The sequence below is a fragment of the Methylomicrobium lacus LW14 genome, assembly GCF_000527095.1.
GTDB lineage: Bacteria > Pseudomonadota > Gammaproteobacteria > Methylococcales > Methylomonadaceae > Methylomicrobium > Methylomicrobium lacus.
In genome coordinates this window covers 1,202,852-1,213,927 of record NZ_AZUN01000001.1, presented here as the reverse complement: position 1 = coordinate 1,213,927, position 11,076 = coordinate 1,202,852, and the positions used below count along the sequence as shown (strand labels likewise).

Here is an 11,076-nt window from a genome sequence, read left to right as displayed (position 1 = left end):
CCCATAGCATCGATTAAAAACAAGATTTATATTTTTAAAATCAATGTCTTTTTGACTTATTTATATTTATTACATGAGAGTGTATCTTGTTTATGAAGCGGCTCCGTTGCGGATTCGTCGTAAGCGTTCAACCGTACCGCCTATAAAATAATTTTCGTCTGTTGCATCCTGTCCTTTTTTTGTCAGGAGTTTTGGCATGGCTATCACAGCGAAATGGCGTCAGCATATTGAAGCGTGGCAACGTAGCGGGCTATCACAAGCCGCGTATTGCGCCGAGCGGCAACTCAATGTCCGTACCTTCACGGCGCGTTTGAGCGACTATCGCAAATTGCCCCAGCCAGAGTCGGCAGCCTTAATACCGGTGCATGTTCAGCCGTCTGCGCCTGCCGCGATTGTCTTCACGCATGCCCAAGGTCACCGCCTGGAGTTGTCCGCTACCGTATCAGCGCGCTGGGTGGCTGAGTTGTTGCGATGCCTGGCTTGATTGCGAGTCCGGCACAGATCTGGCTGGCGGTGGCGCCGGTCGATATGCGGCGCGGCCTGGATGGCTTAACCGCAATCGTCCAGCAAAGCCTGGGGCACCCGCCTGGCTGCGGATCGGCCTTTATCTTCCGCAACCGTGCCGGCAACCGCTTGCGCCTGTTGCTGTGGGACGGCAATGGGGTTTGGCTGTGCCAGCGGCGGTTGCATCGAGGCAGTTTTGTTTGGCCCAAAGCCTCTGACCCGGTCTTTGCGCTCAGTCAGGCCCAGTGGCAGTGGCTTGTGGCTGGTGTCGATTGGCAACGGCTATCGGCACAACCGTCAACAGAATGGCGGGTGTAAGGCACGGTATTGAAACCTAGTAAAATCAAGGCGTTCAGTGGGTTTATGCAGTATAATAACGGCCATGAATCCCCTCGCCAAACTCGATCAGTTGAACCTGGAGCCTTCGGCAAAAACCGAAGTAGCCGCATTGATTCAAGCGCTGATCGAGCAGGCTGAGCGGGATGCCAAAGCCATTCAGAGCAAAGACGTCAAAATCGCCGCGCTGACCCACGAGTTGGCGTATTACAAGCGCATCCGTTTCAGCACCAAGAGCGAAGCCTTGGCCCCGCTGCAGCGGGATGTGTTCGAGGAAACCTGGAACACGGATATTTCGGCCATCGACGCGGAAGTCGAGCAACTGCAAGATGCCAGTCCTTGTACCACGGTGGTCCGCCCCAAACGCCTGCGCGCCGGCCGGCAACCGTTACCGTCTCACTTGCCGCGCATCGAACACCGCCACGAACCCGAATCCTGCACCTGCGGGCACTGCGGCCGGGAGTTGGTCAAGATCGGCGAAGATGTGACCGAGCAACTGGATGTCGAGCCGGCGAAGTTCTTCGTCCATCGCCATATCCGCCCGCAATATGCCTGCCGGAGCTGCGAGACCGTGACGGCGGCGTCGATTCCGCCGGCGGTGATCGATGGCGGTCTGGCGGCGGTCGGCTTGTTGAGCTGGGTGATGATCAGCAAATTCCAGGACCATCTGCCGCTCTACCGCTTGGAGCAGATCGCCGCCCGCGACGGCGTGATCTTGTCCCGTTCCACCCTGGCCGACTGGGTCGGACGTCTCGGCGTCGCCTTGGAACCTTTGGCGGATCGCCTGGCCTGGCATCTTCAACAACGGCCGAGTCTTCATGCCGATGAAACGCCGGTGCCGCAACTGGATCCCGGCAACGGCAAAACCAAGAAAGCCTACCTGTGGGCCTACCGCAGCAATGACCTACAACCGGGGCCCAAGATCATCGTCTTCGACTATCAAGCCGGTCGCAGCGGCCGGCATGCCGGGCAGTTTCTAGGCGATTGGCAAGGCCATCTCGTGGTCGACGACTACGCCGGCTATAAAGCCTTGTTTGCGGCCGCCCGCGCCCATCCCGAAACTCGACTTCGGCTTGAGCCATGTATCGAACTGGCGTGTTGGGCGCATGCGCGGCGGAAATTCTTCGACCTGTTCCAGGCCAGCCAGAGCCCGATTGCGCAAGAAGCCTTACAGCGCATCGCGGTGCTGTATGCGATTGAAGCCGAAGGCCAAAGCCTGAGTTCAGCGGAACGCCAACGCCTGCGTGCCGAGAAAAGCCGGCCGGCACTGGCCGGCCTGCACGACTGGCTGCAACGCACCCGAACCCACGCCGCGCCCAATACCGCGACCGCTAAAGCCATCGACTACAGCTTGAAACGCTGGATCGCTCTCACACGCTATGCTGAAACCGGCGATCTGCCAATCGACAACAACCCGATTGAAAACAGCATCCGACCTATCGCTTTGGGTAAAAAGAACTGGCTCTTTGCCGGCTCGGAACGCGCCGGAAAGCGCGCGGCTGTGATTCAAACCTTGCTCGGCACGGCCAAGCTCAACGGCCTCGATCCTTCGGCCTGTCTAAAAGACACCCTCGAAAAACTGCCTACCTGGCCTAACAGCCGTATCGACGAACTACTGCCTTTCGGCAAATCACATTAAATCACGCCCCCATCAACCTCGCTATGTGGTAGGGTTGGACGCTTACGATTCGTCAAACGAAAACAAAGTAGACTAAAGGGCTATAGACAAGCGGTTTATTTTGTGAAAATATCCGCACAAACTCTATGATTAATAATGACTTAATAAAAGGTTGCACGGCCTTTCGATAAGCACACAAAAAATCTTTGTGAACGAGTACCTATCGAATCGAAGCCGGTCTGGTGCTTTGGCTTTATGTACGTTGACGCACTGAATTTTTCACAACTTGAGAGGACAATTACCTTATATTTTGTGTTAGGGCATGCTTAAGCGCGGAAATGGCGATTCAGGGAAAAAGAAGGTTTGCAATAGCAAGAAGTCATTAAACTCAATGGTTCTGCGGCAAGCGATCACAAGTGAATTTTAAGCCGGTAGCGAGAACTTTTTGCCGTCCTGATTTGCCGTAACGCATTGAATTTATAAAGACGCAGTGCTAGCGAGCTTTGTGTTAAGCGCTTAGAGCGTATGTGATTTTATAGAATCACAAAATCCCCGAGGTTTTATTTTTGGAGATAAAGATATGCCTGGCAAAGAGCGTAAAGTGATTATTTTTCAACCTCCTGATTGTGAAAATGGCATAGCTAAAAATCTAACAGACCTTAACTGGAATGTGCATGTTGCTAACAATTCTGATCAGGCCTCCAATATATTAAGCAACCATGACATCCATGTCGGCTTATGCTTAATCAGTCAATGCAATGAAAATACGTTCCGTATGGAGATCAACCGCTTATTTTATTCATTCAGTCAGATTAATTGGATAATGGGGTTGCCGAAAGAATGTATGCCAGAGATTTTACCTTCTTCCTTAGAAAGTAAATTAATCAATGAATATTGTTACGATTATTTAACTATTCCAATCGAAATGGATCGCTTGGTTTTTGCTTTGGGCCATGCCCATGGCATGGCTGAAATTGCCGCCAGCGCGCAAAAAGGTTTTGCCGAATATGCCTCTAACTATGGAATTATTGGAAGCAGTCCAGTAATGTTAGAGTTCTTCAGGAGACTTGAAAAAACTTACCAAGAAGACTGCTCGGTGCTCATCAAAGGCGAAACCGGAACAGGGAAGGAGTTGGTCGCTAACGCCATTCATTATCATTCAAGCCGCTCCGGGAATACGTTAGTTGCAATAAACTGTGGCGCGTTCCCGAAAGATTTGATTCAAGCCGAACTGTTCGGTTATGAAAAAGGCGCATTTACCGGAGCACAACAGCAAAAAATAGGTCGGATTGAATCGGCTCAGGGCGGGACGCTGTTTTTGGATGAGATCGGCGACCTGCCATTAGAACAGCAAGTTAATCTGTTACGGTTTCTCGAAGAACGAGTGATCGTACGTATCGGCGGAGTGGTAAAGGTACCTGTCAATGCGCGGGTTATTGCCGCTACCCATGTAAATTTAAAGGAAGCCGTGCAAAAAGGAAACTTCCGGGAAGACCTTTATTATCGCCTTCGGGAGCTGGTATTGACAACCCCGCCGCTGCGAGAAAGAGACGGCGACATAGAACAATTGGCTTGGTATTATTTTAATAAATTTACCGCAAATCAAAATAAATATAAGGCGAAAGGATTTAATTCAGATGCTCTATTTGTTTTAAAGAATCACCATTGGCCGGGTAATGTCCGAGAATTAATCAATTGTATTCGCGATGCCGTTGTCATGTCGGAAAACCGTCTGCTGACCCCCGAGGATCTGAACCTTGAAAGACGCGTTAAGGAACGCATACTGCGACCTCTTGCAGAAGCGCGCGCCTTGTCAGATCGCGATATGATTGTCGCCAGTCTGTACCAGTCCAATAATAATGTCAGCCGCGCCGCGGAATTACTTGGTATTTCCCGGGTTAGCCTGCACCGATTGATCGACAAGTACCAGTTGAAATGCGGCACTACGACGTGTGCTTTATGTCCTGATAGAAATCGTTGCCGGTGGGCACAAGGCCTATTTTGATTTTTTCAGCGCTTACGATGCCCGTTTTAAGGTGTTTTATTGTTGGGCCATGATGAGGATTCTGTTCCCGTCATACCCCTTATTTTTTATTCCTCGATGCCCAACTCTTTGATTTTACGGGTCAGGGTGTTCCTGCCATAACCCAGCAAAATGGCCGCTTCGTGCCGTTTGCCGTGGGTGAAATTTAACGCGGCCTGGATCAGGATCGTTTCGACTGTCGGGATCGTTTGCTTGGCGACCTCGTGTTCCTTGGTCAGCAGCTGGCGGTCGATCCAGGATCTGAGCATCGACTCCCAATTGCCGCTTTCCGCTTCCTTTTCCTGGGGCTTGTTCAATAATTCGGGCGGCAGGTCGTGCTGGTGGACCTCGCGGCCGGACGCCATCACGGTCAGCCAGCGGCAGCAGTTTTCGAGCTGGCGGACGTTGCCGGGCCAGTCCAGGCTGCTGAGATAGTTTTCCGCATCCGGGCGCAGGGTCTTGACTTCGGTATTCAGTTCCTGCGCGGCCTGGCTCAGAAAATGTCTGAGCAAGAGCGGGATGTCCTGTTTGCGGTCGCGCAGCGGCGGAATGTGTATCCTGATCACGTTCAGGCGGTGGAACAGGTCTTCGCGGAAGCGGCACTGTTCGACCAGCACTTCGAGATTCTGGTGCGTCGCGGCAATGATGCGCACATCGACCTTGACCGAAAGATGTGCTCCGACCGGATAAAACTCGCCGTCGGCGAGCACGCGGAGCAGGCGCGTTTGCAGTTCCGCCGGCATGTCGCCGATCTCATCGAGAAACAGCGTGCCGCCGTTGGCCTGTTCGAAACGTCCGGCGCGCCGGGCCTGTGCGCCGGTAAAGGCGCCTTTTTCATGGCCGAACAGTTCCGATTCCATCAGGTCTTTCGGAATCGCGGCCATGTTCAGCGCGATGAACGGGTTTTTCGCGCGCGGGCTGTGCTTGTGCAGGGCTTTGGCGACCAGTTCCTTGCCGGTGCCCGATTCGCCGTTGATCAGCACGGTGATGTTCGAGCGCGCCAGCCGGCCGATCGCGCGGAAGACTTCCTGCATCGCCGGCGCGGCACCGATGATTTCGGGTGCCGACTCGAGCGCGGCGGCTTCTTTCTGGTTTTCCTGCTGCTGGCGGCTGTGCGTGCAGGCGCGCTGGGCCAGTTCGACGACCTCGTTGATGTCGAAGGGTTTGGGCAGGTATTCGAAGGCGCCGCCGTGAAAGGCCGATACCGCGCTCTCGAGGTCCGAATGCGCGGTCATGATGATCACCGGCAGGTCCGGATAATTTTTCTGCACGCGGTCCAGAAGTTCGAAGCCGTCCATGCCGGGCATCCGGATGTCGGTCAGCAGGGCGTCGGGTTTGTCGTGTTGCAGCGCGTTCAACACTTCCTTCGCGCTCGCAAAGCTCATTGTCTGCATGTTGGCTTTCTGCAGCGCCTTTTCGACGACCCAGCGGATCGATTTGTCGTCGTCTATGATCCATACAGTTTCGGGTTTAGTCATGGCCGGACTCTATCGGTAACAGGATGGAAAAGGTGGTGTTGCCGGGTTCGCTCTGGCATTCGATCAGGCCGCTGTGCTGGCTGATCAGCGAGTGCGCGATCGACAAGCCAAGGCCGGTGCCTTCCGGGCGTCCGGTGATCATCGGATAAAAAATCTGATTCATCATTTCGGCGTCGATGCCGGGGCCGTTGTCGGTAATGTCGATTTTGACCGTCAGTTTGTGGCATTTGCGCCCGATTGTGACATTGCGTTTGATGCGGGTTTTGATCCTGATCACGCCGGCGCCGTCGACGGCCTGCACCGCGTTGCGGACGATGTTCAACACGGCCTGAATCAACTGGTCCTTGTCCGCCTTCAGCTCGGGGATGCTCGGATCGTAGTCGCAAAGAATCAACAGGCTGCCGCTGGTTTCGGCTTCGACCAGTTGCCTGACGCGTTCCAGTACCTCATGGATGTTCAACGGCTTTTTGTTCGGCAGTTTGTTCGGACCGAGCATCTTGTCCATCAAGCCTTGCAGCCGGTCCGATTCGGCAATGATGATGCCGGTGTATTCCTTCAGATCGGGATCGATCAGCTCCAGATCCAGAAGCTGCGCCGCGCCGCGGAGGCCGCCCAGCGGGTTTTTGATTTCGTGCGCAAGGCCTCTGACCAGCAGACGGGCGGTGTTTTGTTGCGATAACAATTGTTCTTCTTTCGATATTCTGAGGTGATTGTCTACCTGCAACAATTCGACCAGAATTTCGGTGCGTCCTTCGCCGCTTAAGATCGGCGTTGCACTAAAAGTGATCGTCACGGTCTGGCCAATCCGGTTTAAGCTCAGCGCCCGATCGAGCAGAGGCTCGGCCATCGTCAGTGACAGTTTCAAATTGGCGAGCAGGGCCGGATCGGAGGTCTTAAATAAGTCTTGTGCATTTTGACCGAGCAATTGATTGGCGCTGTCGGCCAGCAACACTTCGCCCGAGGTGTTGATGTAGGCCAGGTTCAGATCCTGGTCGAACAATAAAATCGCGGAATTCAGGTGATCCAGTATCCTTTTATGCATGGCTTGCCCTTAAAATTTAACTCATAGCCTTTCGATCTTTAGTTAAGCAATTTACAGACCAAAGTTCAAAAAAGTGCGAAAAAAGGACGATTAGGGCGCGTTTACCTACTAACCTGGATATTAGCATAGGGCGGAGCAAAAAAAACGCCCCATTATGGGGCGTTTTTTGTCGAGCTACGATGCGGTGTAAACCGGTTTTACAAGCTGTAGTACATATCGTATTCGACCGGGTGGGTGCTCATGCGCAGACGAGTCACTTCGGCCATTTTCAGGTCGATGTAGCCGTCGATCACGTCGTCGGTGAAGACGCCGCCACGGGTCAGGAACTCACGGTCTTGATCGAGTGCTTCCAGCGCCTGGTCGAACGCATGGCAGACTTGCGGGATGTTTTTGGCTTCTTCGGCCGGCAAGTCATACAAGTCTTTGTCCATCGCTTCACCCGGATGAATCTTGTTTTGGATGCCGTCGAGACCCGCCATCAGCATCGCGGAGAATGCCAGGTAAGGGTTCGCGGTTGAATCCGGGAAGCGCACTTCGATGCGGCGGCCTTTCGGATTGTTTACGAAAGGAATACGGATCGATGCGGAACGGTTGCGGGCGGAATAAGCCAGCATGACCGGCGCTTCAAAGCCCGGAACCAGGCGCTTGTAGCTGTTGGTCGAGGCGTTGGTGAAGGCGTTCAGGGCTCTGGCGTGCTTGATGATGCCGCCGATGTAATACAGCGCGAGTTCTGACAGGCCGCCGTACAGGTTGCCGGTGAACAGGTTCACGCCGCCTTTGGAGAGCGATTGGTGAACGTGCATGCCGCTGCCGTTGTCGCCGACCATCGGCTTCGGCATGAAGGTCGCGGTTTTGCCGTAGGCGTGCGCGATATTCGCAATTACATATTTCAACTCCAGCACTTCATCGGCTTTTTTGACCAGAGTGTTGAAGCGGACGCCAATTTCGCATTGACCCGCGGTCGCGACTTCGTGGTGATGCACTTCGACGGTCTGACCCATTTCACCCAGCACTTGGCACATTGCGGAGCGCATGTCTTGCAGCGAGTCAACCGGCGGGACCGGGAAGTAGCCGCCCTTTACGCCGGGGCGATGGCCGATGTTGCCGTCGGGATAGACTTTTTCGGAGTTCCAGCCGGCTTCTTCGGAGTCGATCTTGAAGAAAGAGCCACTCATGTCCGAACCCCAACGCACGTCGTCGAAAATGAAGAATTCATTTTCCGGTCCGAAAAACGCGGTGTCGGCGATGCCGGTGGATTGCAAGTAGCCTTCCGCGCGTTTCGCGATCGAACGCGGATCGCGCTCATAGCCTTGCATGTTTTTCGGTTCGATGATGTCGCAGCGCAGGATCAGTGTCGCGTCGTCATAGAAAGGGTCCATCACCGCGGAGTTTGGATCGGGCATCAGGATCATGTCCGACTCGTTGATGTGTTTCCAGCCGGCGATCGAAGAACCGTCGAACATGTTGCCTTCTTCGAAGGTGTCTTCGCTGATCGAGTGTGCAGGGAAGGTGACGTGCTGTTCTTTGCCGCGGGTATCGCAAAAACGGAAATCGACGAATTTCACGTCGTTTTCCTTGATCATTTTCAGTACATTTTCTACAGACATTTATTGAGTCTCCTAGGATCGATTTGTGTCAAATGGATTAGCCAAACTCAATTACGATAACATTTTTTTGCCGGATGATCCACAAAAAAATCATTCGTCCGCGCGCTTACGAAGGCACAAAGAAAATTTACTAGGAATGCATCATGTTGGTGCAAATTATGCACTAAAGTAGTGCTTATAGGGGGTTATATCGCTCGTATCGCACGCCTGATACGTTTTGCTTGCGCCGTGTTGATGCTATCTTGCTGACAAAATTAAAAAAATCATGCCTGGCATCTTATTTGCTTAAATAATTAATGCAAATTATTAATTTCTTATAGACTCATCAAATAAGGTTATTGCTATGAAAAATCACAGATGCAATGTTCGTTTCAACCTTAAACCCTTGGCGGTGGGAGTCGCGCTTGCTTGCGCACTGAGCACCGCGGAGGCCAAGGGCCTGCTTGAGGCCGAGCGTTTGCTGGAGGCCGCGGGCGATCCGAATGAGAGTAAGTTCATGAAAGACTGGGGGCTGATGGTCGGCGGCTGGGCGAATGCCGGTATTACCTATAATTCGATCAGTCCGGAAAATAATTTCAACGGACCGGTCACATTCGGCGACCGGTCGGCCGAGTTTCAATTGAATCAATTGAATTTGTTCCTGCAACGCGCGGTAGCGACCGAAGGCGACAGTTTCGATGTCGGCTTCCGTTTCGACGTGATGTTCGGCACCGATGCGATCTTCACGCAAGCCTACGGAGTGCCGGCATTTGACGTAAATTCGGGCGTGCCATTGAACAGAAATCACTGGGATCTCAATCTGCTGGGCAGCAACGACAACCGTTTTTACGATCTGGCAATGCCGCAAGCCTATCTGGAAGCCTATCTGCCGATCGGCAATGGCCTGAATATCAAGGCCGGTCATTTCTATACGCCGATCGGTTACGAGACCGTTCCGGCGCCGGATAATTTCTTCTACACGCACGCCTATACGATGCAATACGGCGAGCCGTTCACCCATACCGGTATCCTCGGCAGTTACACGGTCGATGATCATTGGTCGGTGGTCGGCGGCGTCGTGACCGGCAGCGCGACCGGCGGTTGGGACGGCGGCTGGGATAAGCATCTGGGCAATTGGGCGGGCCTTGCCGGCGCGACCTGGACCAACGCGGATTCGGGAACGTCCTTGAACGTGACCGGGACTTACGGCGGCACTTCCGAGCAAAGCAGCAAAGCCTGGGGCATGTACAGCGTGGTGTTGAAACAGGATATTGGCGACAAGACTCATTGGGTATTGCAACACGATCACGGTTTTGCCGATGGCGTCTTAACCGCGAACGGTCTTGAAGACGCAGAATGGTATGGCATCAACACGCATCTGTATTACGACATCAGCGACACGCTGACCGCAGGCGTCCGTGGCGAGTGGTTCCGCGACCAAAACGGATTTCGGGTTTTCGCTCCCGGCCGGGTAGGGGCGGCAACCGACGGCAGCGGCAACAGTTTCGCGGCGGCGGGCAATTTTGTCGCAACCAGTGCACCATCCAGCTATTATGCGGTGACGGCAGGCATCAACTGGAAACCGGTCAAATGGCTGAATTTGCGTCCGAACGTGCGCTATGACTGGGCGGACGGCGCGCGGCCATTCGGCGACGGCGGAGCAACGACCGGCAAGCTTGACCAATTCCTGTTTTCGGCGGACTTTACGGTCAGTTTTTAATTCGGCAAGACAAATTTAGGCTTCACCAAAATGCGCCTCAGGGCGCATTTTGTTATTAGGGTGTCGGTTACGCTCATTGGATAATAACTACCCTAGACCTGCCAGATTTTTAGTGGGAAGTTCTATTTACGAAAGCCTAAGCAAAGCGTTGTATCGGGGTAGAGCGCTTGCATCCCTTATCGCACCAGAATGGAGCTACCATCGGTAAAATGAACTGCTTTAGTGCACTAAGGCATCGCGTAAGACGTCCGATTGTGGGCGCAGGCGTTTCCCGCTTGCCTCATTTTGCGCCGCCCGCTCGATGTTAAGGCGGATGCTTGCCGGCTGATGCAAATTTCCGCTAACGGCGTTGCGGTAAAAGCGGCTTGGCATAATCATTGCTTTGTTTGATTTGGAATCGTTATTTTTATTCAGCAAGAGGCAATTTATGAAACTGATCACTGCAATCGTTAAACCCTTCAAACTGGATGATGTCCGCGAGGCGCTTTCAGAAATCGGGGTGACCGGCGTTACCGTCACCGAAGTCAAGGGCTTCGGCCGCCAGAAAGGGCATACCGAGTTATATCGCGGCGCTGAATATGTGGTCGATTTTTTGCCGAAAACCAAAGTGGAAGTGGCCGTTTCCAGTGGCTTGCTCGATCAGGCGGTCGAGGCCATTACCCGCGCGGCGGGAACCGGAAAAATTGGCGACGGCAAAATCTTTGTGACCAGTCTGGAACAAGTGATCCGGATTCGTACCGGAGAAACCGGCGATGACGCCCTTTAAGCA

At 53.4% G+C, this 11,076-nt stretch carries 10 protein-coding genes; 6 read left to right on the top strand and 4 right to left on the bottom strand.

Annotated elements, in window-relative coordinates:
- Positions 1 to 196 precede the first annotated feature (196 nt).
- The 4 genes from tnpA to METLA_RS0105460 all read left to right on the top strand — a co-directional run bounded on the left by tnpA (position 197) and on the right by METLA_RS0105460 (position 4,463).
- Complete coding sequence (gene tnpA, locus METLA_RS21795) at positions 197 to 484, top strand: IS66 family insertion sequence element accessory protein TnpA (protein ID WP_024297133.1); 288 nt, start codon at positions 197 to 199, stop codon at positions 482 to 484.
- Positions 472 to 822, top strand: a complete 351-nt coding sequence (gene tnpB / locus METLA_RS0105470; RefSeq protein WP_024296659.1) for an IS66 family insertion sequence element accessory protein TnpB — start codon at positions 472 to 474, stop codon at positions 820 to 822. Before tnpA ends, tnpB begins: the two co-directional genes overlap by 13 nt.
- 64 nt (positions 823 to 886) lie before the next feature.
- Positions 887 to 2,479 (top strand): IS66 family transposase, encoded by a 1,593-nt coding sequence (tnpC, locus tag METLA_RS0105465; RefSeq protein WP_024297592.1) that lies wholly within the window; start codon positions 887 to 889, stop codon positions 2,477 to 2,479.
- 559 nt (positions 2,480 to 3,038) lie between these two features.
- The gene (locus METLA_RS0105460) at positions 3,039 to 4,463 is read left to right on the top strand and encodes a sigma-54 dependent transcriptional regulator (RefSeq protein WP_024297591.1); all 1,425 of its coding nucleotides are present in this window, start codon (positions 3,039 to 3,041) and stop codon (positions 4,461 to 4,463) included.
- 86 nt (positions 4,464 to 4,549) lie between these two features.
- Here METLA_RS0105460 and ntrC read toward each other — a convergent pair whose 3' ends face one another.
- The 3 genes from ntrC to glnA form a co-directional block, all read right to left on the bottom strand.
- On the bottom strand, positions 4,550 to 5,959 hold the full coding sequence (gene ntrC / locus METLA_RS0105455; protein ID WP_024297590.1) for a nitrogen regulation protein NR(I): 1,410 nt from the start codon (positions 5,957 to 5,959) through the stop codon (positions 4,550 to 4,552).
- Positions 5,952 to 7,001 carry a nitrogen regulation protein NR(II) gene (glnL, locus tag METLA_RS0105450; RefSeq protein ID WP_024297589.1) on the bottom strand — a complete coding sequence of 350 codons (1,050 nt, stop codon included), beginning with the start codon at positions 6,999 to 7,001 and terminating at the stop codon, positions 5,952 to 5,954. Before glnL ends, ntrC begins: the two co-directional genes overlap by 8 nt.
- 197 nt (positions 7,002 to 7,198) lie before the next feature.
- Entirely contained in the window at positions 7,199 to 8,608 is a 1,410-nt protein-coding gene (glnA, locus tag METLA_RS0105445; protein ID WP_024297588.1) for a glutamate--ammonia ligase, read from the bottom strand.
- 343 nt (positions 8,609 to 8,951) lie between these two features.
- On the opposite strand from glnA, the gene METLA_RS0105440 reads away from it, so the two are divergent.
- Positions 8,952 to 10,307, top strand: a complete 1,356-nt coding sequence (locus METLA_RS0105440; RefSeq protein WP_024297587.1) for a porin — start codon at positions 8,952 to 8,954, stop codon at positions 10,305 to 10,307.
- 219 nt (positions 10,308 to 10,526) lie between these two features.
- Here the strand turns inward: METLA_RS0105440 and METLA_RS22510 are convergent, their stop codons facing one another.
- Positions 10,527 to 10,724: a hypothetical protein gene (locus METLA_RS22510; RefSeq protein ID WP_152539386.1), complete on the bottom strand. Its 198-nt coding sequence runs from the start codon at positions 10,722 to 10,724 to the stop codon at positions 10,527 to 10,529.
- Positions 10,725 to 10,734: 10 nt separating this feature from the next.
- Here METLA_RS22510 and METLA_RS0105430 point away from each other — a divergent pair, with 10 nt between their 5' ends.
- Complete coding sequence (locus METLA_RS0105430; RefSeq protein ID WP_024297586.1) at positions 10,735 to 11,073, top strand: P-II family nitrogen regulator; 339 nt, start codon at positions 10,735 to 10,737, stop codon at positions 11,071 to 11,073.
- Positions 11,074 to 11,076 lie beyond the last annotated feature (3 nt).